Origin of the sequence: Bacillus cereus group sp. BfR-BA-01311 (genome assembly GCF_022664295.1) — a bacterium.
In the GTDB taxonomy this organism is placed as follows: domain Bacteria; phylum Bacillota; class Bacilli; order Bacillales; family Bacillaceae_G; genus Bacillus_A; species Bacillus_A cereus.
In genome coordinates, this window is record NZ_JAKUHC010000002.1 from 1 (window position 1) to 26126 (window position 26126).

The following is a 26126-nucleotide window of genomic DNA, read 5'->3' on the forward strand; positions in this document are numbered from 1 at the left end:
GTTTACATGACTATTTGGACTAATATAATGATAGTCTCCCTTTTCCATTCCTAATAATTCAAGCGCACGATTGGCAATGACTTCATTTGCATTCATGTTCATTGAAGTACCCGCTCCGCCTTGGATTGGATCTACGATAAAATGATCATGCCATTTTCCATCAAGAATTTCTTGAGCAGCTTCTGCGATCGCGCCGCCCTTGTTCAATTCCAATCTTCCTACATCTGTATTCGCAAGCGCTGCTGCTTTTTTTACAATTGCGAACGCTCTAATTAAACTTTCATGAATTTTATACCCTGTAATCGGGAAATTTTCAACAGCGCGTAAAGTCTGAATTCCGTAATATGCCTCAATAGGTAATTCCTTTCCTCCCAAAAAATCATTCTCCACTCGCACGTTCTTGTTTGTCATTGCCATTTTAATTTCTCCCCCATATTAAATGTAAAACCTAAATAAATCATATGAAGTCATTACCAATCCTTATCAGATTTTATTGTTAAATCGTAGGCTAAAGGCTCTTCAATAATTTTTTTAATCTCTTCTAATTTATTAGTTTTCCCAAGCGCCCACATCAATTTTGCTATGATGGCTTCCGTATTCATATCTCCAGACAATATTACTTGATGTTGCGCCACTTTCCGTCCTACTTCATAGAGAAGTATGTCTTCTCCTTCTTCCAGGCATTGAGTAGTAATCACTACAGCAATCCCCATTTCAGTCAACTCTTGAATTTTCGAAAGCAAGTTCCTTCCTTCAAAAGGTAATCCACCGTTTCCAAAACTTTCAATAATAATCCCTTTATACAAATCTTTTAAACAATCAAATACCTCAGGCTTTGTACCTGGATACAATTTCATAAGAAAAACATCCGTACATAAATTAGTATTTATTGAAAGTTCACTATGTGAGGAAGTTGGCTTCCAATGATATTTCACTTCATCTTCATTTACCTCAGCAACATATGGATAATTCACACTTTCAAATGCATCATAACTTTTTGTTCGCATTTTAACTGCTCTCGTCCCAATAATCACCCTACTATCAAAAACAATAAACACACCGCCAACATCCTCACAGGCAAACCTAAGAGCATCAGCTACATTTTTCTTTGCGTCTGTCTTTTTAAAACTAATAGGTACTTGTGAACCTGTTAAAACAACTGGTTTTCTTAAACCTTGCAGCATATAAGATAACGCAGAAGATGTATAAGCTAACGTATCCGTTCCATGTGTAATCACAAACCCGTCATAGTCATCATAGTGATTAAAAACAGCATTAGCTATTTCTTTCCAGTGCTCAGGTTGCATATTGGTACTATCAATATTCATTAAGATTTTGCAATCTATTTCTAAGTTTCGAGAAGACTTCGAAAAATAATTCAATAATTCCTCAGCGGACAATCCTGGAACAAGCCCCTCATTCCCCTCCACAGATGCAATTGTCCCACCAGTTGCAAGTAATAAAATTTTCTTCATACACAACCCCTCCATAAAATAAACAACGATATATCGTTCGCGTAATGCGTATTTATATTTATCATTATAGAACTTAATTTGAATTAATCAAGATTTTGTATTCAATACGCGTACTTTTTTTCTATTCTTGATTCTTTTTCTATGTTATAATTAATTTAATAAAATTAGATGGGGTATGAGACGAATGCTGGAACGTTTATCTAAATTAAGAAAAAATCAAAAATGGTCCTTACAAGAGACAGCAGATCGACTTGGGATTGCGAAAAGCACCTATGCCGGGTATGAAAATGGTTATAGATTACCTTCATTACAATCTTTATCAAAAATAGCCGATTTATTTGATACATCTGTAGATTATATATTAGGCCGAATTGATCATTCACATCAAAACAAAGATGTAATTGATATTACAAGACTCCTAAACGATCCAGATCCAACACTTTTAATAGATGGAGAAGCACTGTCAACAGAAGAGATAATAGATTTTATTGCTTTTGTGAGAAGTAAACGAGAACTAAGTTCCAAGAGAATAGAAAATATTGAACCAACATGTAAAAGTTGATTCAATAAAAAACGAAGACACTGTACTCTTTAAACTTAGAAATACTTAGACAATTAATTTGCAAACGGTTTATATAATGAATTCTTAGCAGCTGGCCTCACTCGGGGACTTATACTTGGAAACAATCCCATTGGTTATATGATTCAATTATTTTTCATCATTTGTGTAGTGGTAGCAGCTATTTCCGGAGGTTTCACATCCAATAAATCAATTATCATGAAACAAGGATTTCTCGCTATTTTAGCGTTGCTTGCCCTTTTATCTGTCATATAGAACTAAAACTTTTCAATAAAGGAACTCACTTTTGAAGAATACGCCATTCTTTCTGTAAATTTATAAGAAAGAATGGCGTTTTTGTATGTCTATTTCTGTATCGAAAGAATTTGAAAGTATAACAGAATTTAAACCAGAATTAGCAAAGTATATAAAATACTATAATCATGAAAGAATCAAGGAAAAATAAAAGGAAATGAATCCCGTATTGTACTAGGCTCATTCCCTAGAGGCTACTTAATAAACCGACCTTTCTAACTTTCGGGGGCACAGTCTAGTTGAAGTGCTACAAGCAACGAATTTACTATTTTAAAGTTAAGTGTTTAACCTTGAAGTACTTAAATTCTTTTTTCCAGACAAAGCATACATTATATCTTGATGCTTTATTGTCCTCTCATAATTATGTGGTATCGGGAATTTGTTTCGGTGTTCTTTTATTATAATTATGATTACTATAAGTGATAAAGCTACAGGTATAAAAACGATTAACGAAGCATCTTAATGTTTATGAAATTCTTTGTTAATCGTTTCTCTTCTCCCTAATCTCCTGCGAGACTATATTTTTTTACTAAAATTTTCCATATCTTATTTGATTTATTCTGTAACACCAGATTGGGTTACTTTTACATCAGCTGTTACACGAAAACGTAAATGTTTATAGGATTCTTCCCATTCTTGACTGTTCCATTTTCTTACGTGAGTTCTACCAAGCTTTCTAAGTCCTATAGGATCTGTGTCTTTTTTAATAAATCTCTTTATCAATGTAGTTGCTTTTTTTTCTATTTCTTTTTCCATAATTTTTTCTAATTTTTTTATTTCTTTAGGATTATCTAGATTTTTTGTTTTTGTAAATTCTTGAATTTCAGCTTTAACTTGAATATGAGCATTTACGAATGGATGCTTACTATTCCCCTCCATCTTATATTTTGTTCTAGCTTTTATATTCTCTATCGTGGCGTAAGTATTTGAGGAACCAGGTAGTTTGAATTGGTATGTACCTTGTTTAAAATTATCTGTCAACAATTTAAATACAAATAAATCTTTAGGGTTTACTTTATCAACCATTTTACATCTTTTAAAAAGTGCTATTCCATCTAACTCCAACACATTACCTTTTTTAGATATTATCGGTAAATATGAATCTCTCGCATCATCATTAAGTTGGTTTAAAAACATAAAAAAATTTGTTTTTGGCTGCGTTCCATTATCCATATTTTGCTCCAGTAAAGAGGATAGATAGGAAGCAATTTCTTTTTCTTCAGAATAGTTCCCCTTTAATAGTGATTCCCCTTTTACATTTGTAATTGCTAAATAAATTGCATTTCCTACACTAGGATTTCGGTTCAAAGTCTCTAAAATTTCCTGCATTCCCTTATCAATTATTTTTTCATTAAATATAATAACACGCAATTGCCCCAACTCTAGAGGTCCAGAAGATTTTTCGGATGCTCTTGCAAGAACTTCTCTACCAGTCTGGCCTGATGCTGAATAGATTTTCGTTTCACCTTCCCCGCCTCCTTTATAAGCTGAAATCGCAAAGGTTCCTTTTAGCTTACCTTTTGCTTCGGTATCATATGCCGCAACTTGAACTAAGTCAATGTCATCCACAATTTTCGTTTTAGCACAACCTATTAAGAAGACACTTACTATAAGGAAAAGTATCCATCGCTTCATGTTTATCTCCTTAACTTTATTTTGGCGGTTTGAATTAGCCATAATATAGGTAGGTATACATATATATATACAAAGCCAATTTGACCTGTCCAAGTATTTAATAAGTTAATTTTATTACGGTTATTCAAGAAAAATGATAAAACAAAGATGAACAGGATGATAACTGGCAAAACATATTTTTGCTTTATTCCCAGTGCCTCTTTTATACCACGACTTACTCCCCATAATGTAAAGGAAACATTGGGTAATATAAAAAAAGCCCAAACAGAAACAATAATGTATTCAAACCGCTCTATAAAGGGAAATTGTATAATTTTAATCATGCTTAAATATGCCCATATCGCGCTCGCTAGTTGTTTTTCACTAAAAAACGCAAGAGTTAAAATCATAAGGTATGTGTAGACAATAGTCGTTACTAAATTTGCATAGTGCGCATATTTTTGAGACGTTCTTGCCTTTTTAATAAATGGGTAGTATAACAATAACATTTCAAATCCAAAAAAACTAAACATATTTCCTTTCATTCCTTTCATAATTTCTAGGAATGAATGCTGTGCAATTGGAAATAAATTTTGGAAATCTGCATACTGCAAAGGATAAAAAAATGTGAAGATTAGAATGCTTGGGATAACGATTCCAAAGAAGCCGATTCCAGCAACTACACGAAATCCTCCAGTCACAATGTAATAACATAGACCCAAAAAAGCCCCTGCTATAATCCAAGATGAAATGGAAGGAAACATCCAAACATGTACTACTTCTATATAAGTATGTAGTGTTGTTGCACCTAACAATACAATATAAGATAAAAAAATGAAGTTGAACAATCCACCAATCCATTTTCCAAGTACGTCTTGATTGATTGCAATGATATCTCCATTACCCTGATTTAAAATCTGATATATAATCCAAATCATAAGATTAACAGATATTCCAAAAAGCAGCGTGCTAATCCACGCATCATTTCCAACTAATTTTGCACTAATCCTTTCAAAACCAAGCATACCAACCCCCATCTGTATAGTAATAATTAAAAAAAACACCATATATGGAGAGACTTGATACTCAATTGGGACCTGTTTCATAATGCTCCTCCCTGTTAATTTCAATCATCAAAATCATTTCGTGATTTGATTTTATTTTTCTCTACCTCTTCTGGATTAAAACGAAAACGCTGTTTAGACCTTGAAAAAATAGGACGTCGGAACATCGCTGAGATTGGCATACGTATAATGCTGTCTTTCCAATCTGTAGGGCGTGTAGGATAAAAAGGGAACAAATAAGGACGTCTTAATGATTCTGTACGTAATAGGCGTGCTAAAAGTAAAGAACTTGTTAAAACAATTCCTAATAAGCCCAACAGGTGTGCAGCTATTATAAAAGGAAAACGAATTACTCGAATTGTATTACCAATTCGATATATTGGTGCTGTAAATGAACTAAGAGCTGAAAGTGCAACAATAATAATAAGTACGTTACTTGTAAGACTTGCCTCTACCGATGCTTGTCCAATAACAATACCCCCTACTATACCGACAGTTAGACCCACTTTAGTTGGTAAACGTGTCCCCGCTTCTCTCAGTAATTCAATCGTTATTTCTAAAAAAAGTGCTTCAATGACTGGAGGAAAAGGTACTTTACTTCTCGATATGATCAACGTTTCAAGAAGTTCTTTTGGAATTAGCTCATAATGATATGTTAAGATCGAAACATATAATGGAGTCGTTAAAACAGAAAAGATAAAAGCAAAAATCCTTAACAGTCGAAAAAATGAGGCCATAATCCAAGGCATGGTATAATCTTCTGTCGTAGAAAAAAAGTCAATTAATGTTGTTGGAAGAGTGATAGCATAAGGCGAGCCATCTACAAAAAGTGCAATTTTCCCTTCTGCTAATACAGCTGCTACACGGTCCGGACGTTCTGTATTCAAAAATTGAGGGAATATAGAATTCGGGTTGTCTGCAATTAACTGAATCAAATAAGTACTATCCAAAACATGGTCTGTTTTTATTTGGCTTACCCGTTTTATAATTTCTTGTAGATTTTGATCATTTACAATTCCCTCAATAAATACAATTGCAACAGTTGTGTTAGAGAGCGCGCCTACTTTCAATTCCTTCATTTGTAAATAGGGTGTTGGAAGCTTTCTACGTACCAAATTTAAATTCACATCTAAATCTTCGACAAATGCGATTTGCGGACCCACAATATTGTATTCAATTTCAGCTTTTGTAATATCCCTTTTTTCTTTCTTTGACACATTTACTAACAAACAATTTAATTTATCTGTATCAAACTGAATCAGTATATAGCCATTTAAAATACTATCCTGAATATCTTTCATTTGATTTGTTATTTTTGAATTCTCAAAGGGTAAGACAGACTGAATATCTTGTAACGAATCGAAGCTCTTCTCTTTTATATAAGTCAAAACTTCTTCATGAAATATATTTACATCGATTAATGTTCTAAAATATGAAATGACTATAGAGGATTTATTAGAAGCAATTTCCAACGTTATAAAATCTTTAGATTTTTTTAGTAATTTCATTAAATCCTGCAAAGATTCTATTGGGTAAACAGATATTCTTTCATGTGGTTTCAATTGATAATACCCTTCCTTTCAGAAAGAAACTATATATAGTTTTCAGGAAATTGCAGTTTTTAAAATTAGAGATGGTGATATGTAAGTATACTTATTGAATTAATAATAACGCCTTTGAAAATAACTTAACCAAAATTAGTTAAAAAAATGTATTACAAGTAAATATCAGAAATATTTTCAAGAAGAATTACGATATTAAAAACATCCTTTCTTTTGGTTCTAAAGAAAGGATGTTTTTATAACAAGCTTTTTCAAATGTCTATTCTATAGGGTACAATTTTACCAGTGTTCTTCTCTTTATTATTTCATTAAGTAACATTAGCATTATATTCTGTATGGTTTCTTAAAAATTTCAGTAAAAGAATATATTAATTTTGAAGTGTACAAATAGGGAGAGTGACTTCAACTATAGTCCCCTTATTCACTTCACTCTCAATAAATACCTTTCCCTTATGTGTTTCAATGATTTTATAACAGATCATTAACCCTAAGCCAATCCCCTCTTCTTTAATACTATAAAAAGGTTCTCCGAGATATGGTATACGTTCTTTTGGAATCCCACACCCTTGATCGATAAAACGAATGCTTACTTGATTATTATCAAGTATATTTAATTGAATGAGAATTTCCCCTCCCATCGGCATAGATTCAATTGCATTTTTTAATATATTAACAAATACTTGTTTTAATTGATTTCCTTCACATGAAATCAATGGAATACCAGGGTTAAGATCGATTCTAAATTTTATATTATTCATTATTGCTTGAGGTTGTAGTAGCATTAAAACTTGATCCATTAGCACACTCATATTATTAGGTTGCATTTTTACCACCTGTGGTTTGGCTACCGCCATAAATTCAGTTGTAATGCTCTCTATACGCTCAATCTCTGATGATATTATATTAATATAACCCTGATTATTCTCATTTTCCGTTGATTTTAGTAATTGCATGAACCCTTTCATTGCAGTTAATGGATTATTAATCTCATGAGCCATTACAGTCGCCAATTGTCCTACAACAGCAAGTTTTTCAGATTTCCGTAATAATTCTTCTGTTTTTAGCCGTTCAGTGATATCACGAGAAATACTTAGGAAAACCTTTTTACCATTTAAGTTAAAAACACGAACACTAAACTCAGTTGTTATTACTTTTCCTGTTGGAAAAACATATTCATCTTGCAAAGTGAAGGAAGTTTCTCCCTTTTTAATTTTTTCTAATAGCCTTACGATCATTTGAGAATCTTGTGGTACTATATTTGAAAATGATAATGAGAGCAACTCTTCTCTACTATATCCAAATCTTCTACACCCAACAGGGTTTACCTCAATAAATCGACTTGGAGCATTCTCTTCATTTAGCTCTACTACATATACCGCATCAGTTGCTTGTTCAATTAGTGCACGGTACTTCATTTCACTATCTCTTAATTGCTGGTGTAATCGATGTCGTTCTCTTTCTGCTTGTTTTCTTTCAGAGATGTCTCTACATATTGCTGATAAAGCTATCACATTTCCTCTTACATCTAATATAGGAGAAACTGTCAGACTGACATCAAGAAGACTCCCATCGTTACGTTGTCTAACAGTTTCTAATCTAGTAACCACAGATTCTCCTGTTAGAATTTTCCGAATATTTTTAAGTGATTCTTCCATTAAAAAATCTGGTACACAAGGTAATCTCTTACCTATGATTTCTTGTGATGACCAACCAAATATCTTTTCATAAGCTTTATTCGCTTGTAAAATATACCCTTCTCGATCAGAAATGGTAATAGCATCTAGATTGTGCTTTATAAATGATTCTAATAATTCTTTGGTAGCTCTTAATTCTGATTCTACCTTTTTCCTTTCGGTTATATCAACTGTAGAACCAACAACTTCAATAACTTGTCCATTTCGTTTAATTGGCCTAAGCGCAATAAGAATAATAGTTTTATCATTTGGCCAAGGTAATTCAAATATAATTTCTTTTCCTTCCCATGCCTGGAGATAGTACTTCATCAATTGTGGAACTAAATGTGGAGGAATAATAGAAGCATCAATAGTACGTAAGCTTTTTCCTACCACCTGTTCAGAATAAAATCCGTTTTGATAATAAAACTGTCCATCACATAAAGTGTGTATAAAGTGCTTATCCACTTTTTTAAATTTAAAAATTCCTCCTTGAAGCTCATGTACGGTATCTGTAAGTTCTTGCTTCGATTTTTTTAATTCTCGATTCATTTTAGATAAGTCCTGTGTTAAATAATACAATCTCTGGTAGGCTTCCATAAGAAATAGCCCAATTAAAAGTCCTAACGCTATATATAATAAGCCTCCTGTGTAAAGTAATGTAGTGTTAAATAATACCCCAACTAACCACTTTATTCCAATAAAAACAGAAAAATATAAAGATGCACTTTTAAAAGGATGTAGTTTTTTTACATAAATTTTAAAAGTAGAAAATAGAATCCCCATACATAAATAAGCAATCACAGGAGGTTCCCAATACTCTCCAATGTAAAAAATACGCATTAATATTATGCTAATTAGCGTAATCCAACCAGCAATACGACCAAAGTAAATAAAAGATAGAATAAGAGGAACAACTCGAAGATCGTAGGAAAATCCCATGTATGGAAAAGAAAAGAACATTAACGTAACTGCAATAATCCCTCCATAGAGCTTTTCGAAATATCGACTAGAATTAATTGTAAACACTTGAATAAATATTGCTGCGCTAACTAATAAAGAAAAAATAGAAAGGTTGATGAAATAATCTTTAATAATCATGTAATGTCCCTCCTTGCATTAAGTGTATTCGACAAAAAAGCTAAAAATCCTACAAATTGTATAAACAGTTCAAATGCATAAATTTTAAACTAGGATAAAATCTGGAAAATTTAATGAAAAATAGTTCAAAAAAGATAATAGTAACCGTTGACTACTATTATCTTTTTTCTTTAAGTTATCGTAGTATGTCTGAAACTCTAAGGGACGTGGTATGTCATTTCATCAAACAACAATTATATACTGATTCATGAATATAGGAACTTCAACAGTAATTTTTGAAAAATAACATAAAAAACAAAACTATCTTTGAAAATGGAAAAAATCTATATGAATGTCAACTAATCTATGTACAAAAACGTTCACTTAATTTTGCATAAAGTCACTCCACTTAGGAAGCTAAGTAGTTCCTCAAGGTCGATAAGAACACCTGTAGATGCTTCAGGATAACTACATAATTGTATGAGTAATGTACTTGAAACCTTTCGGTAAAGCCATCCACATAATGCAAGTAACGCCTTGGTTCAATATTTACTTTTTCTTGAGCTAAGTATTCTATGACATAAGGAGAAATATGCCATTACAATTTTTCAATTAACTTGTTGTCTAGTTTATTGTCCAGCTCCAATTACTTCGTTACTTTCAGATTCAGTTCATTATATTTTGTACTTTGTCTTTATACACAACATATTCTTTACCATTCACTACTGCTACTACCGCAAATTCATCATTTGGATTGAATGAAAGCCAATCAGCCCACATGTTAGTATTAGCTCCTCCACTCCACATATTATGAACAGTGTTTTTAGTTAAATTCATAACTTTATAAGACGCATTTGGCGCATTTGTTCCAGTCTTTATTTCAAAAGTGTATGCGTTATGAATCTTTTTATAAAAGTAGAAAACGTTTGATGGACGAAGCTGATTCAAAAAATCCTGTTCTTTTTTCTCTGCAATTTTTATCCCTTCTTGCAAAGTGACAACATCTGTTTTTAATGTTTTCCAACTGTTTTTCGCTGCATTTAAGCTAGGGGTTAAGAATTTATATTTATTTTGATCAGCTTTTTGATCAGCTTTATCAATATGTCCCAGTACACCCGAATATTGAGAATCTAAATCCTCCCATTGCGTAGACATATAGGTAAGAGCAGTGATAGCACTATCAAGCATACTATGCATATCACTAATATTATGAAATGCAACTCCAACTACACGATTCAATGTTATTTTATAATCTACAGTCTGACGCAATTTTGCTAATTCAGGTTCTAGCCAACCTAACTTACCTCTTGCATCACCTATCATTATGCCACCAGCAATCAAGGTTGGAATAAAGGGAATTTTCACCATGTCTAACCCCTTAGATTCTATATCTTTCTGATATTTTACTTGTCCTAAAAGGTCCTCTAGACGCTTTTGGTCAGCCTCCACATCGGCACCTTGGTTTTTTAAAATCGATTGCAATGTCTCTTTATGACTTCCAAATGTTCTAACATCTTCTCCAATAGCATTTTTTAATTGCATTAATTCTTCTATTAATGCTTTTGTAGACTTTTGATTTTGTTGAATTCCTCCCTGTAAATCTGTAATCCCTTTTTTTAAAGTATCTCCATTTCCAGTATTGATCGCCTCTACTAATGTTTCATAATAATTTTCAAATTTTGTATCGTATCCTATAATGCCTGTCAATGTATCTAAAAGCTGTTTTTTTACTTGTGTATTCCATGTAACAGCATGTGCTCTTGCATTCTTTTGATCTTGTACAATTTTACTAGGTAAATCCGCATTTCCATTAATAGTTATTCCTTCAAAACTCACATCTGGATTATGAATTAGCAAATAAGAATATTCATTCATAGCTTTTGCAAATAAACCAGCATCTTGCAAAGCTTTTTTCATCTGTTCTTCATTTGCTGAAAGAGATATATTTTCAATGTTCGTTTGTTCAATTTCAATTGCAAAAGTTTCTAGTGGTATGACTGCATAAGTAGTTGTTATAGTTAAAAACGCTGATATAGCGAGTAGTTTATTAGGGATTTTTTTCATCATTTCGTATTCCTCCTATATAAGGTATGGTTTCAAGTTCTAATCTTATTAAAAAGCGATGTCTTTCAAAATGAGTTCTACATCTTTTATCAGTATCGTTTGAACTTTCTTTAGCAGCCTTCAAATCATTAAGTATTAAAGAAAATGTATATAATCTACTTCAAATTAACCGATTCTGTTGCAAATTTTAAAAAAGCAATTAAACTACAAGGTTATTTTTTATTCGAATCATACTTATATATAATTGAAAGGCGAAGTCTTTAATGAGACTCCGCCTTTCTGTTATATAAGGATTTATTAATTATTACTTTTCTGTTTAACAGTGTAATCATAGACTTTCCATGTTTTAGTTCACTTTACAACAGAATTAATATTTCCCTATTTTTGTGGAGTAACAGTTTCCACTTTTAATTCCTTTATTCCTTCTTTTAATGTAACAGCATCTGTTCGTAATGTTTTCCAACTGTCTTTCGCTGCATTTAAATTAGGTTTTAAGAATTTAAATTTATTTTGATCGGCTTTTTGAGCTGCATTCTCAATATGCCCTAGAACGCCCGAATATTGAGAATCTAAATCATGCCACTGCGTGGACATATAAGTAAGAGCGTTAATGGCATCATCAAGCGCCTTGTGCATTTCATTAATATTACTGTAAGCAACTCCAACTACACGATTTAAGGTTACTTTATAATCCACGGTCTGACGTAATTCTGCTAATAAAGGCTCTAACTTACCTAAATTATCCCTTGCTACTCCCACTATAATACCACCAATTATTGGTAGACCCAAAATAGCACCCTTCATTACATTAAACCCATCAGATTCTAATTGTTTATAATAGTTTACTGATCCTAATACTTCTTCTAGACGCTTTTGATCGGCATCAACATCTGCACCTTGATTTTTTAAAATTGACTGCAAGAGCTCTTTATTACTTCCAAAAGCTCTAACATCATGTCCAATAGAGTCTCTTAATTTAGTTAATTCTTCTATTAGTTGTTGTGCATACTTTTGATTTTGTTGAATTTCACCTCGCAAATCTGTAATCCCTTCTTTTAAAGTTTCTCCATCCCCTGTATTAATCGCTTCTACCATTGTTTCATAATAATTGTCAAATGTTGTATCGTATTCAACAATACCATTCAATGTATCTAAAAGCTGTTTTTTTACTTTCGTATCCCAAGTAACAGCATGTGACCTTGCATTCTTTTGATCTTGTACGATTCTACCAGGTAAATCTACATATCCATTAATGGTAATTCCCTCAAAATTCACATCAGGATTCTTAATTAACATATAAGAATAGGCATTCATAGATTTTGCAAATAATCCAGCCTTTTGCAAGGTCTCTTTCATTCTCGCTTCATTTGCAGAAAGAGCCGTATCTCCATTATTCGTTTGTTCAATTTCACTTGCAAAAGTTGTTACTGGTGAAACTACATTAGCGGTTGTAATAGTTAATAGCGTCGATACAGCTAGTAATTTATAAGGGATTTTTTTTATCATTTCATTTTCCTCCAATTTAGGTTTTATATTTCAGTTCTACTCCTGTTTAAAAGCAATATCTTTTGAAATAAATTCTGCATCTTTATGAATATCATTCCAACTTTCTTTAGCGGCTTTTAAATCATCTGGTATTAAAGAGAATTTGTGGTCTTGCATAGAATCGATATTATCCAGTAAATCTGTATAATTTGCGCCCATTGTATTCCATTGCTTTTGAATATTTGTTAGAGACAATATCGCTTGATCTACAGTCTGATATAAATATGCCAATGTTTCTTTCGCGTTAGTAAGCGAAAGAACTGCTTGATTAGCACGATCTGCTTTCATACTTAATTCTCCGATTTTGTTAGAAATTTCATTATAAGAGTCCATATGCTTAGATGCTGTGACACCAGCCGCAGTTCCTAGACCGATACCAGCTGCACCAAGAGCCGAGAGTCCACCAACAACAGCCGGTGTTGCTGTACCGCCAGTTACAACAATAACTACCGCTCCCCCAATAGCTGCAATAACTAAAATAGCTGCTCCCAATCCACCACCAATTGACCATGCTAATACATCATCAAAATGTTTTTTCTGAGTAGAACGAAGTTGCTCAATTTCAGCTTGAAGTTGTGGAATCGTTGCCTGTTGACCTGCTAATATTGCAGTTAATCCACCTTTCCCATCTGGACCACCAACATTATTTTTAAAATCTGTAGAATTTTGATATAGTTTCCCTTTGAAGTCTTGTAGCATCTTAATCACATCTGTAACTTCTTTTGAATTTGTATTGATTGTAGTAATTAAATCATTTATACCCTCTTTTAGACCTGCCTTATCTTTCTTTTGTACAGTTTCTACTAATGTGTCGTAATAATTTTGAAATTGTTCATCGTAATTTACAATATTACGAGCAGTTTTTTGAATCTGTGGCTTCGCTGTATCTAACCAGTAATTTGCATTGATTCGTGACAGCTCTTGATTAAGGTGAATATTTTTGAGCAACTCTCCCCCCTCTGAGCCTAAATCGATATTAGATAAATTTACATTTGGTTGCTTAATCATTGTTTTTGCGTATAAATCCATTACTAGAATATGAGACCCTGTTTCAGCCAATGCTTTCTTCAGTCCTTCGGGGCCTAATGCATAATTGCCTACTTTTTGTTCTTGAGCGGTCGTTTCTTGTGCAAATGCATGAATAGTGTTACCGGTAGTAGCAGTTATAACAGTTGCTAATGTAGCTAAAGTTAATACTTTGAATGGAAATTTTTTCATAACTATTCTCCTTCTTTCGCTAAATGCTTATAATCTTTATGAATTCCCCAAAAACGAAATATTAAAATTTATATACTTGTTCTTCAAGGTAACTTATTACATTTTTTAATTGTCTTAATGTATCTTTTTGAGACTGCTCGCTAGTTGTATCAACATTAGTAGATAATTTTGTAATGCTATTTTTTATTAGATTTAAATCTTCTTTATAGCGTTTTAGTAGATCAAGTTCTACATCTACTTGATTTGCAAACGTATGCAAATCATTTTGTGTAAGAAGAAGCATTGATTTTTGTAAATCAGCTATTGATAATTTCGTTGTTAAATCATATATCTTTTGATTTTGTTTCTCTAAATCATCTAAATATGCTCGCTGTTCTGCTGTTAATTTATTTACTTCAGCAAAAACGCCAAATGTTTTCTTAATCTTTTCGGTATCAATGACCTTCATCAGGTCATACTCTTGTGTTTTTGCTGCAGCTGCGGCTGCTATTTCACCTTGTTTGCTTTTCTCAATTGCTTCACGAGCTGCTTTTTTTGCTGATTCAATCTCTAGAGCAGTTTTACCTTGCTCTGTTGCTTCTTGCACTGCTTTTTTCTCAGCTTCTAGAATAGAGTTGTTAATTTCTTTTCCTTTGTTATACGCTGCCACCCCTGCTTGCGCAGCTGGTTCAATAATTTCTTTTGAAAGACTATAAACTTCTTTGAATATAGCAAATCCCTGTTCATTTAAAGCCCCTGGTATTAATGCAATTTGCTGTAAATCATTTTGAATTGCTTTTTTGGTATTTAATATTTCATTTTTTAACTGATCTATTTTTCCTGTTCCATCTGTACTTAGTATGCCTTGCGCAGTTGCCACATCAGTATCAAAATCTTTTAGTTTTTTATCAAGCTGTAATTTAAGATCTGTTAATTCATTGATTTGCCGTTGCGTATTTTCTTGATTCGTCATAGCCATTTCTTGAAGTACTTCAAGTCTATCCGAAAACCCTTCTCTATCTTCTTTATTGTCTACAAACGATTTTAATGTCGGGTAATAGCTATTAAATTTTGTTACAAATCCTTTACTTTTTGAATTTAATAGGATTAACTGTGGATAGAGTTCCGATGACCATTCCTTCATATCTTGTTTGATTAGGAATTGATTTGTATTTAAAGCTGTGACTTCCTCTAACTGTACATTAGGACTCGTTAAAGATTGATCAATATACGTTTGAATTAATTTAGATTGCGCACCTAATTTTCGTAATGAAGAGGAAATATCCATGCCTTCCTGTTGAGTTTCCGCTTGAACGATTGGTGTTGCGAGAGTATTGATAGGAATATTTCCTCCAGTTACAATGGATGTGACTAATAATCCTGTAATTATTTTAGTTTTCATTCTGTACACTCCTTTACCATTGTTTTTATAACTTAATTCATATAACTTGTACGACCTCTCTCTTTGTAAACTAGTTAAGAAGGAGAAATCTTTCAGATAGGGTAATATCGTTAGTTTTTACTTCTAATAGGATGTAAGGATTTTACTTATCTCTCATTTCGATACTCTATTTTTTCAAATATAAATAACAAAAATTTATTAACTATATTTGAATCAAGCACCCTATGAATAGTAAATTATTAATTCTTCCCTAGAATTGCGGTTTAACCTACACAACCGCGAGAATCAATAAACCAATGCTTACAGTTAATCTTGCCATAACATTGTTTAATTTCAATTTAATAATATATCTCTTAGTTTTGTCAGCAAACTCCTTACTAGATAACAAAAGGTGAAATTATACTGTACATCGCTTATACTTTTATTGCGGAATAACTTCACTTTTGTTATGCAGAAACTTAGGACACGTTTATTACAAATTTGATTCTTGACCTCTTGTAAATAAATACACTATTCAGAAAAATATACTCTACATAATGTTACTTACAACTTCACTATAATTCCTATTAGCGTAACCTTCTCCTTTCTGTCTGGTCATACCAGTTATGTTGTTCATTAAAACATTAAATTTTTAATGCGTAAATAGAAAAATTTTGTCGATTACGCTCGATAATTTACTGTTAAATAAAAATATGAACCGGAAAAAATTATATAAATATAGTTATTCGTAAATTTCATTTCTGTAATTGTAATGATTACAAATTAATGTGTATACGGTTAAAAATAACTATTTTAGCTCAACCAAGAAATTTTATTTTAGAAAAAATACTTATAGAATAATATAATAGGGCTTTTTATACTTTTTTACCTTTATTTAGTTATGTATAATTGCATAAAATGTAGATATATTTAGTAATATATGTTATATTGTTGATTTTTTTACAAAACATTTTAATATCATTATTAACAAATATACAATATGAAGATATTAGTCTATAAACTTAGGTTTTAAATTACAAAAAAGCTGCAAAGCTTACTTGAAACACTTTGCAGCCTTCTGTCTTTTTGTTTTCTTTAGCAAAATAATGGTTAGTGAATTTTCATTTTTGGGGATACTTATACCCATGTTTAAGTCTTTACATTGGAGACAGCAGATAACAAGCTTATATTACTGTATATTTTTCACGGTACTGCCTAGGAGTCATACTAGTGATTTTTTTGAAAACTCTTATAAAATAACTTTGGTCATTAAAGTTAAGCCAAGCACAGATATCTGATAACGAATAAGTAGTGAGTGTTAATAATTTCTTTGCTTCTTCCACTCGTTCCCTTTGAATATATTCGCTTAAAGTAATTCCCATTTCTTTTTTAAATAGTTTAGACAGATAAGTAGGCGTAATTTCTAAATGATTAGCAAGTTCATTCAGAGATATTCCATCGTAAACATTTTTATTAATATGTTTTATACATGTAGTAACCGCGTAAGAATACTTTTTTGCATTGTATTCTTTCACACGATCTGCAAAAGTACGTAAAGCATCCCCTGACAATCGCTTTACAGATTCTACATTATCTAATTGTTCCAGGGTTTGTATATATAAAATACTATGAGCAAAAGCAATATCTGGTGGCAGGTTTCCTTCTATTGCATATCGAGTGGCTAAGGTAATCGCAATAATTCCAAGGTTTTTTTGATTCCTGAGCGGATCCTCTATTAGCATAAGCTCAACATCTGCTTGCGAAACCGCATACATATACTGTATTAACTTTTTTTTATTCCCTTCTTTAATAGTCGAAAAGAAATCATTTACTAATGCCATATTGTGCGTTTTAGGTTTGTTTTGTCGACGTTTTAAAATATATAAATCAGGTTTCACATTTTTATTAGGAATTTCCTCTAGTACTTTATTTTTTTCCAAGACAATATCTACATCTAACTTTTCATTGAAAATCATGTAATGTAATAAAATTCCCATATCAATTAATGTAGTTTTTTTAATCTCAGATAAACACTGATAATATGCAAGTCTTTCTTGAATGTTATCATTTGCTTTAAATTCTTTCTGAAATTTTATGATCATATCATCTGAATCTTTTGGATGTATAGTAGGACCGATTATAATAGTCCCTTTAATATCATCATGATTTTCTATATGAATTAGAACAAAATTTTCAAGATAGTTGTTACTTCGGAAAAGTGGCAAGTTAAAGGGATCGTTTTCTTGATAAATATCAGTAAGATGTTCTTCTTTTGAAGAATAAAAAGGACTACAAACATTATCAGATGTAGAATGATATAAAATCTTTCTGTCTGCAGATAAAATATGTACAGGGGCATTAAATGCTTTATGTGCAAGATCACACAAGTGTTGTATATCGATAGAAGTATTCATTACATTCTCCTTTATAGATCCATAAAATATATTCTGTTAGATATAATTCACGACAAATAATACTATAAAATATCAAATTAGTACAATTCACAACAAAATATTACTATATCTTTTTTATAAAAATCATATATTATTTAATTGTAGTTAGCATCTAAACATCAGAGTAGATAAGTAAATGAAATAAGTTAAGTTCTTTTCTTAATTCTACAAGATATAATTATTGAACTTGAGAAAACAGTGAAATACTACAAAATACAGTGGTAGTCAATGCGAGGACCAAGCTGGAAAAAGATTTAAAATACAGCGAAAGTAACAGGAGATACTGTACCACCGCAAGAAACAACAGTCAAAGTTCCAATTCAATCACTTATACAAATTGAATTCAAAAAAATAAATACTGCTAATTTAAATATGAAACTGAAAAACTATTTTGCTCCAAATTTTAAAAAAAGATAATAAAGAAGTTGTGAAATTGGAAACAGATGAAAGCGATACGGCTATTTTTGAAGCACTATGCTTTGAAAAGTACAAGGTGGAGGAAATTCAAGTACTCAACTAAACATTTAATTGAGAGAAAGGTCTTTTCATCAACTAAAAATAAAAAAACGAATGGAATTTTCAAAAAAATGACACTATATTACTGGTCGCAACATTAGTTTACTTTCCACAAAAGAGGAAAATATATATAGACTTTACAAATACTAAAAATAGCAAACTAGATAGTTTTAGTACCGCATCACATAAAGTGAAACTTTAATCAGTGGGGGTTTTGTTCATCCCCACTGATTATTAGCCCACACCAATCGGGCTTTTACGGGCAGCCCGCCCCCCACCTAACTTCTTTGCTTCCGCTGAATTTTGAGGTGGGGGTCTTACTGCCCGGCAAATAGCGAGATAAACTTATTATTAATTTCCAAATACAATAGTTGTTAATCAACCAAAAACTTCAATAACCAAGGTGCACAGTAAATTGACATCAAAACAATTCTTACTACAATATCAGGTTTTGCTTATTCTATAAAAAAAGAAATATCACTTAAAAACTATTCCTTTATATCGATTTAGACATAAAACATTTTATTATATCGGCTTAAGTATTATGGAATTAAAATTGCAAATAACACCAAAACTCTTTAAAGGGTTCATACATCGCTCGTATCGAATTTATCACCTTTCGATACCTGCGTCATTAACATAACTAAAAAATATTGTTACAAAGGAATCTGAGAGGTTTTTTCAATTTCGAAATTTATTTTTTTGTAAATTAAAGGAAAAATAATCCGTATATATACGGATTATTTTCTTAGTGTAGTCTGTATTGACCTGTTAACTGTTTTTCAGCCATTCGAACTAAGCGTTTTGTAATCTCTCCACCGATCCGAACCATTTGCAGATGATGTGATGTATCAGGTCCCAGTGTGACCCCTAGTTCAAAAGCACTTTCATACTTCATTTGCTCAATAGTACTTGTAGTAGCAGAAATAAGAATTTCATTTGTATTACTTTCGCATGAGCAACCTAATTTATTCCAGTATTTTTATAGGAACCCTTTCCCTCCCCTTATTCCACCAATTAAATTTGAAACACAAATGTACATTGCATTTCAATATAACAATAAAAGCTACAAAAGCTACGAATTTACTATTTTAAAGTTAAGTGTTTAACCTTGAAGTACTTAAATTCTTTTTTCCAGATAAAGCATACATTATATCTTGATGTTTTATTGTCCTCTTATAATTATGTGGTATTGGGAATTTGTTTCGGTATTCTTTTATTATAATTAAAGTTTGAAGTTCTATGCTCAATACTTTTGCGAGGACATGATAGTTATATCCATTGTTTAACAGAGAAATTATGTCATAAAACATAGTTTTTCCACCCACTAATTTTACTAATTTATTCTTTAACTCATCCCCTTTTTCTTTAGCTTCATCAATTTCTAACAAAATAGATTTTTTATTTGTCTGCTTAATGTATTGAGTATACAACTCTGGGAATTCTTTTTGTACTTCTTTGTTTAATACTGGTTTATATTTAATCATATAAGTAACTTGTAACAAAGAGCGTTTTAACAAACTATCTTCAATGAGATACGCTACTTTATTAAATAAATGTACATATTCCTCAATATTGGAATAACTATTAAAATGAGCTAATACTCTACTTTTTATACTAAAAGCCTTGCCTACATAAATAATATTGTCATTATAATCTTTAATGAAATAAATACCACTGTCAGATTTTTTTAATTTATTATCAAATTCTTCTATACTCATAAAATGCAATTCACTCATACTTCTCTCTCCTTAGCAGTTTTAAATCGTAAAAAACAAGCAAGGTTTCTAAAAAAGTACTTAGCTGCCCTAGCATCTCTTATTTTATCTCTTGCTAAATGTCAAAAAACTGTTTCTATGTTACTCAACTATCAATATGATTATTAATAAAATTTTCGATCGTTATTATCTCGCAATTTTATCATGTAATTTCGAGATCGTTTCCTCATTTAAATTACTGTGTTTTATCGAATAAAGGAAATATACTACTACCCCAATAGTAATCCAAATACTAAAGTACACCCATGTCCTTAACGGTAAATTTAGCATTAAAAACACACAGCATACAATTGCAACGCATGGTAATACAGGTACAAAAGGCACCATAAATCCACGTTTTAAATTTGGGTGTGATTTACGAAGGATAATAACTGATAGACAAACTAACGCAAACGTCACCAAACTACCGATATTAACTAAATTAACTAATTCTTTCAAATCAATAAACCCAGCTATTATAGAGCTCCCTATTCCTGCTAATCCAGTTATAAAAGTGGGTGCTCCAGTTTTCTTATTAACTTTCGCAAATGATTTCGGTAACAATCCATCGCGACTCATTGCAAAGAATACTCGTGTTGCCGCATACATATTGGAAAAAATAACAGCCATAAGGCCAATTACAGCACCTGCAGCAATTGCACCAGCGACTTTTCCTTGTCCTACCACTTCCATTACATAAGCCATTGCCTCAGGGACATTTAATTCTTTATAGGAAACCATTCCTGTCATAACAAGGCATACCATAACATAAATAATTGTACATATGATTAATGATGCAATAATACCGATGGGAAGATTACGCTTCGGATCTTTTACTTCTTCTGCTGAAGTTGCTAATATATCAAAACCTGTGAAAGCGAATAAAATAGCTGCTCCACCCGTAAAAACCCCACTTAAACCGTATGGTGCAATTGGTATCCAGTTCATTGGTTTTACATAGAATATACCAACTGTAATAAACAACAAAATCATACCAATTTTAATCAATACCATTATATTATTGATTCGTTTACTTTCCCTTGTACCACGGGATAACATCCATGCTAATATCAATGTAATGATTACTGCTGGTAGATTCACAATACCACCATGTGAAGGGATCGTTACTAGAGCTTTAGGTATCTCTAATCCAAACCCTTTTATTAAATTGTGGAAATAGCCTGTCCATCCAGCAGCGACAGCCGCTGTTGCCACGATATATATTAACAGCAATGACCAACCTACTAGATGAGCAACAAACTCACCAATTGTTGCATATGAGTACGTATATACACTACCAGACGCCGGGAGTGTAGAAGCAATTTCCGCGTAACATAATGCTATAAATCCACATATAATTGCTGCAAGTATAAATGAAAAAATAACCGCTGGACCAGCATCTCTTGCTGCTACTAATCCAGTTAACACAAGAACCCCCGTTCCAACTATCGAGCCTATCCCTAACATAATTAAATCAAATGCTCCTAATGTTTTCGTTAAAGTCTTGCTTTGATTATGCTCTAACAATTGTGTAACGGATTTCTTTTTTAGTAAATTACTCATATTTTCTGTATCCCCTTTAAAATAAGGTTGGTTCTTCTCGTTAGTGTTGTATATAAATTTACTTAGTTATTAGATAGTCTTATAATATTTCTTTTACGTTAAATAGATTTGAAATATTATATAAATTCGCTTCTCACTTACTAGTTAAACTAGACATTTCCATAGATTTTTTCGTACAACGTTTCATAGCTGAAATGATAGCTGTTCTTAAACCTTTTTCTTCTAATGTTGCTACAGCTTCTATCGTCGTTCCCCCTGGAGAACAAACCATATCCTTCAATTCACCTGGATGTATTCCCGTTTCCAATACCATTTTTGCAGAACCTAATACAGCCTGAGCCGCAAATTTATAAGCGTGTTTTCTCGGCATACCGTCAAGTACAGCAGCATCTGCCATGGCTTCTATAAACATATACACATATGCTGGAGAAGAACCACTAATAGATGTAACAACATCCATTAATTTTTCATTTACGACCTCCGTCTGGCCGAAACTATTAAATATATTTAGTACCTCTTTTATATCTTTTTCTGTAACCATTTCATTAAAAGATAATGCAGACATTCCTTCCCCAACAAGTACCGGTGTATTCGGCATTACTCTAATAACCTTTAACTTTCTATCAAATTCATTCTCAGTGCTCTTAATACTTTTTCCTGCAGCAATAGTTACAACAATTACATCATTTTTTATTTGGTTTTTTATTTGGTTAATTACCGATGTGTATAAGTCTGGTTTAATTGATAAAATTAAAATGTCGGCACTGTTAGCAACTTCATTATTGTTAGTAGTTATAGTTATGCCATATTTATCACTAGCATTTTTTAAATTACTGACGTTTAAATCTGAACAAATTATTTGATTTGGAGACACTATATTTTTATTAATCATCCCACCTATCATAGCAATACCCATGTTTCCACATCCGATAAATCCTATTTGTTTATTCATAATAATTTGATCTTGCTCCTTCTATTCTAAACTTTATTGATTTTGAAATTATTATTCTAAGTTAGGGCTATTACAATTACTGGGTTTATCAATAGAATTTAAAAATTCTCCTTCCTATAATGAGTTATGTTTTCGTATGTACTTTACAAGCATGCATTTTAAAAAATGAAGCGACTTTCTATTCATAGAACTATTAAAAACAATAGTAAAATGGTGATACTTTTTCGGAATTAATATTCTTTAACTATTCACCATTTTAAATAGAGCTTACATATTCCTCTAATAATTACTTATTTTCAAAATTTATAGTTACGCTCAAGAAAATGTATTTAAATTCCAAATAATTATCCCCATAGATAATATGAAACAAAGTAATGCAGGAATTGCCATTAAAATAGATTGTTTTGCTCGAAAAATATGAGCATAAATGGCTCCGACCATGAGAACTGCTAATAACGTATTTGCTCCTAGCGCTAAGTATTGATTCCAAATACCACCGATTATACCTATTGCTCCAATAATTTCAATAAAACCAATTATAGACATAAACCATAATGAATATTGATATTGTCGCCAATGTTCTACCTGAAAAGATATACGGAAAATTTTTATGAATCCCCCTACTACAATAAAAATTGCTAAAACTACCTGAAGAACAATCATCATTTAAACTCGCTCCTTTTAAGACTTTGTTAATTTTCATACTTCACAAGGAATAAATATATGCGTTTTACAAATATCAGAAAGGGAGATATACATAATTTAACTTTTTATACGCTAAGAACTAAGTAGATAACCTTTACTACATAATATTTTCTTAAGAAAAATATTTATTTTAATATATTTACCTCTTTTGTTAACCTGAATAGATTGTTTTTAATTTCAGACATGCTGATATTTTTTCTTGAAACACCGGTTTCCACTGCAGCACGTGCGACAGCATATGCTACATGTGGCACCACCCTAGGATCAAACGGATTTGGAATGACATAGTTGACATGAAGCTCTTCTTCTGAAATTAACTCAGCTATTGCATAAACAGCTGCTAGCTTCATTTCTTCATTAATTTCTTTTGCTTGTACATCTAAAGCTCCACGAAAAACTCCGGGGAAAGCTAGTACATTATTTACTTGATTAGGAAAATCAGAACGTCCTGTACCAACTACTAGTGCTCCTGCTATTTTTGCTTTATTAGGCATAATTTCAGGTGTAGGGTTAGCCAAGGCAAAAATAATAGGATTATGATTCATAGAACGAATCATATCCTCATCAACTACATCTGCAGCTGATACTCCAATAAATACATCAGCATCAATAAGGGCCTCTGCTAATGTTCCCCGCTTCTGTTCTATATTTGTAATACGAGCTATTTCTTCTTTAAGCGCATTCATTCCAATAGGTCGCTGTTCATATATTATCCCTTTTGTGTCACACAAAATAACATTTTTTACATGCATATGAAGTAACAGCTTAACAATCGCTATCCCAGCAGCACCAGCACCATTCACAACGATTTGCACATCTTCAATTTTTTTATTTGTTAACTTAAGTGCATTAATTAGGCCAGCAATCGTTACAATAGCTGTACCGTGTTGATCATCATGGAAAACAGGAATATCACAAGATTTTCTTAGGCGCTCCTCAATTTCAAAGCATTGTGGTGCTGCAATATCTTCTAAGTTTATCCCACCAAAATTTGGTTCTAATAATTTAACAACCTCAACAATCTTATCCGGATTATTAGTGTTTAAACAAATAGGAAAAGCATCGATCTCAGCAAATGATTTGAAAAGTAAAGCTTTTCCCTCCATCACTGGCATAGCTGCTTTAGGTCCAATATTCCCAAGACCTAATACTGCAGTTCCATCAGATATAACTCCAACTAGATTCCCTTTCATTGTATAATCATATACTTTGCTTTCATCTTTATAAATCTCTAAGCATGGCTCAGCAACACCTGGTGAGTAAGCGAGACTTAAATCTGTTGAATTTTGTACTTTAACTTTAGAATAAACACCAATCTTCCCCTGTTTTTCTTTATGCATTTTTAATGCTTCATCTCGTAAAGGTGACATATAATTTCGCTCCTATAATTAAGTTAAGAGTTCATTAACTCTATCTTAAACTTGATATTGTATGATATAAGTAAGACTTCTAATATAATCATTATTTATTTTTATAACCTTTTAACATATCTTTTGCATAACGATTGGGGTATAAAGTATTTAACATATTGTATGGACTTCCCTTCCAATATCTTCTTAATGGTGTCCATAACTTATGTTTAATTAACCATCTTTGTGTGTAAATAGATAGTAATTGCCCCTCTGTTAGTTTTTCCTTTTCTTCAATAGTCCACTTCAGCGCCTCTAATGCTTTTTTTTCAGTCCAAAATCCGGTAGGTGTGAATTTATATTCCCATTCTTTATTTTGACCAGGATATAAGTCATTGATCATGGCGTACGGACTGTTATTCCAGAATATTTGACAAGGAGAAATTAAATTATGAATAGTAAGCCATTTTACACTGTAAACTTGTAATAATTGAAAAGAAGTTAATTTTTCTTTTTCTTCAATAGTCCACCTTAATGCTACCAATGCTTTTTCTTTAGTCCAAAAATTGTTAGGAGTCATACTAAATTCCCACTCTTTAAATTTATTAGGATATAAAGAATTTATCATTGCATAAGGACTACCATTCCAATACATAACTAATGGTGCACTGAGTTTATTTTTCTCTAACCATTTTTTACTATAGAATTTGAATAGTTCTACTTTACTTAGTTTTTCTTTTTCTTCAACAGTCCATTTTAATGCTTCAAGAGCTTTTTCTTTAGTCCAAAAATTTAATGGTGCCATACCAAACTCCCACTCTTTAAATCTATTGGGATATAAGTCTTCAATCATCTTATAGGGACTATTATCATAACTATGTTTGAGCGCGCCGAGTAATCGATATTTTATAATTAAAGGCGTATTCCATTTTTGTTTAATATCCTCTTCATTCCATTTTAAAATTGTTTCAATTAAATATTTTGTGACCCTTTTAGATAGCTCTCTATTGCTATCTTCTTTCCATGTATTCGGTGGAAACCTACTTCTTTTACCGTCTAATATTTCTTGATAGATTTCTTCTATTTGCACTGCTTTCGCTTGCACTTCAAACTCCCTCCTATTCAAGACATATAGCGATTCCTCTTTCCTAACGTTAAATAACACGCCAATAGTAACTATTGTGATTTACTTTTATAACGCAAAAGAAATGTATAGGGTAAAATCATTTCTTTAATTTATAATAAGAAGGACATAAAAAAACAAAAAGTTACAAAAGTTTTTAAATTAAAATTTTTGTAACT

Annotated in this window: 20 protein-coding genes and 2 pseudogenes; 4 read left to right on the plus strand and 18 right to left on the minus strand. The window is 31.8% G+C overall.

Translation table 11 applies throughout. The features are described from left to right. Positions 1 to 417 (minus strand): lyase family protein (locus tag MR136_RS05255; RefSeq protein ID WP_242259271.1); only part of this gene is annotated, 417 nt, incomplete at its 3' end. Between the two features lie 53 nt (positions 418 to 470). Continuing rightward, positions 471 to 1475 carry an asparaginase gene (ansA, locus tag MR136_RS05260; protein WP_000722302.1) on the minus strand — a complete coding sequence of 335 codons (1005 nt, stop codon included), beginning with the start codon at positions 1473 to 1475 and terminating at the stop codon, positions 471 to 473. Between the two features lie 184 nt (positions 1476 to 1659). Here ansA and ansR point away from each other — a divergent pair, with 184 nt between their 5' ends. The 3 genes and pseudogenes from ansR to MR136_RS05275 all read left to right on the plus strand — a co-directional run. Next, complete coding sequence (gene ansR / locus MR136_RS05265) at positions 1660 to 2037, plus strand: HTH-type transcriptional regulator AnsR (protein ID WP_000893564.1); 378 nt, start codon at positions 1660 to 1662, stop codon at positions 2035 to 2037. A gap of 57 nt (positions 2038 to 2094) precedes the next feature. Next, positions 2095 to 2310: pseudogene (locus MR136_RS05270) on the plus strand (DUF1304 domain-containing protein); the annotation flags it as partial. 103 nt (positions 2311 to 2413) lie between these two features. Then, positions 2414 to 2500: pseudogene (locus MR136_RS05275) on the plus strand (IS3 family transposase); the annotation flags it as partial. 404 nt (positions 2501 to 2904) lie between these two features. Here MR136_RS05275 and MR136_RS05280 read toward each other — a convergent pair. From MR136_RS05280 to MR136_RS05320, 9 genes are all read right to left on the minus strand, one after another. After that, positions 2905 to 3984, minus strand: coding sequence for a Ger(x)C family spore germination protein (locus MR136_RS05280; protein WP_000832874.1), 1080 nt, complete (start codon positions 3982 to 3984; stop codon positions 2905 to 2907). Between the two features lie 2 nt (positions 3985 to 3986). After that, positions 3987 to 5069: a GerAB/ArcD/ProY family transporter gene (locus MR136_RS05285; protein WP_000815828.1), complete on the minus strand. Its 1083-nt coding sequence runs from the start codon at positions 5067 to 5069 to the stop codon at positions 3987 to 3989. A 20-nt stretch (positions 5070 to 5089) separates the two neighbouring features. Then, positions 5090 to 6589 carry a spore germination protein gene (locus MR136_RS05290; protein ID WP_071736082.1) on the minus strand — a complete coding sequence of 500 codons (1500 nt, stop codon included), beginning with the start codon at positions 6587 to 6589 and terminating at the stop codon, positions 5090 to 5092. Between the two features lie 368 nt (positions 6590 to 6957). Continuing rightward, entirely contained in the window at positions 6958 to 9363 is a 2406-nt protein-coding gene (locus MR136_RS05295) for a PAS domain S-box protein (protein WP_088338779.1), read from the minus strand. A gap of 645 nt (positions 9364 to 10008) precedes the next feature. After that, the gene (hblB, locus tag MR136_RS05300; protein ID WP_242259272.1) at positions 10009 to 11409 is read right to left on the minus strand and encodes a hemolysin BL regulatory component HblB; all 1401 of its coding nucleotides are present in this window, start codon (positions 11407 to 11409) and stop codon (positions 10009 to 10011) included. A 375-nt stretch (positions 11410 to 11784) separates the two neighbouring features. Beyond that, positions 11785 to 12912, minus strand: coding sequence for a hemolysin BL binding component B (gene hblA, locus MR136_RS05305; protein ID WP_000591975.1), 1128 nt, complete (start codon positions 12910 to 12912; stop codon positions 11785 to 11787). Positions 12913 to 12948: 36 nt separating this feature from the next. Next, positions 12949 to 14169 (minus strand): hemolytic enterotoxin HBL lytic component L1, encoded by a 1221-nt coding sequence (hblD, locus tag MR136_RS05310; protein WP_000714435.1) that lies wholly within the window; start codon positions 14167 to 14169, stop codon positions 12949 to 12951. A 61-nt stretch (positions 14170 to 14230) separates the two neighbouring features. Continuing rightward, positions 14231 to 15550: a hemolytic enterotoxin HBL lytic component L2 gene (gene hblC / locus MR136_RS05315; protein WP_088338781.1), complete on the minus strand. Its 1320-nt coding sequence runs from the start codon at positions 15548 to 15550 to the stop codon at positions 14231 to 14233. 1163 nt (positions 15551 to 16713) lie between these two features. Beyond that, entirely contained in the window at positions 16714 to 17943 is a 1230-nt protein-coding gene (locus MR136_RS05320) for a helix-turn-helix domain-containing protein (RefSeq protein ID WP_242259273.1), read from the minus strand. A gap of 430 nt (positions 17944 to 18373) precedes the next feature. Between MR136_RS05320 and MR136_RS05325 the strand changes: the two genes are divergently transcribed. After that, positions 18374 to 18502: a hypothetical protein gene (locus MR136_RS05325; RefSeq protein WP_003288606.1), complete on the plus strand. Its 129-nt coding sequence runs from the start codon at positions 18374 to 18376 to the stop codon at positions 18500 to 18502. A 744-nt stretch (positions 18503 to 19246) separates the two neighbouring features. Here the strand turns inward: MR136_RS05325 and MR136_RS05330 are convergent. From MR136_RS05330 to MR136_RS05360, 7 genes are all read right to left on the minus strand, one after another. Continuing rightward, complete coding sequence (locus MR136_RS05330; protein ID WP_088338783.1) at positions 19247 to 19432, minus strand: alpha/beta-type small acid-soluble spore protein; 186 nt, start codon at positions 19430 to 19432, stop codon at positions 19247 to 19249. 163 nt (positions 19433 to 19595) lie between these two features. Further along, positions 19596 to 20237 carry a GIY-YIG nuclease family protein gene (locus tag MR136_RS05335; protein ID WP_088338784.1) on the minus strand — a complete coding sequence of 214 codons (642 nt, stop codon included), beginning with the start codon at positions 20235 to 20237 and terminating at the stop codon, positions 19596 to 19598. Between the two features lie 165 nt (positions 20238 to 20402). After that, positions 20403 to 21818 (minus strand): amino acid permease, encoded by a 1416-nt coding sequence (locus tag MR136_RS05340; protein WP_088338785.1) that lies wholly within the window; start codon positions 21816 to 21818, stop codon positions 20403 to 20405. Between the two features lie 133 nt (positions 21819 to 21951). Then, positions 21952 to 22770 (minus strand): pyrroline-5-carboxylate reductase, encoded by an 819-nt coding sequence (gene proC / locus MR136_RS05345; protein WP_242259274.1) that lies wholly within the window; start codon positions 22768 to 22770, stop codon positions 21952 to 21954. 315 nt (positions 22771 to 23085) lie between these two features. Further along, the gene (locus tag MR136_RS05350; RefSeq protein WP_088338786.1) at positions 23086 to 23436 is read right to left on the minus strand and encodes a DoxX family protein; all 351 of its coding nucleotides are present in this window, start codon (positions 23434 to 23436) and stop codon (positions 23086 to 23088) included. A 164-nt stretch (positions 23437 to 23600) separates the two neighbouring features. Beyond that, positions 23601 to 24845 (minus strand): NAD(P)-dependent malic enzyme, encoded by a 1245-nt coding sequence (locus tag MR136_RS05355; RefSeq protein WP_000074778.1) that lies wholly within the window; start codon positions 24843 to 24845, stop codon positions 23601 to 23603. 91 nt (positions 24846 to 24936) lie between these two features. Beyond that, on the minus strand, positions 24937 to 25929 hold the full coding sequence (locus MR136_RS05360) for a DUF4046 domain-containing protein (RefSeq protein ID WP_001148033.1): 993 nt from the start codon (positions 25927 to 25929) through the stop codon (positions 24937 to 24939). Positions 25930 to 26126 lie beyond the last annotated feature (197 nt).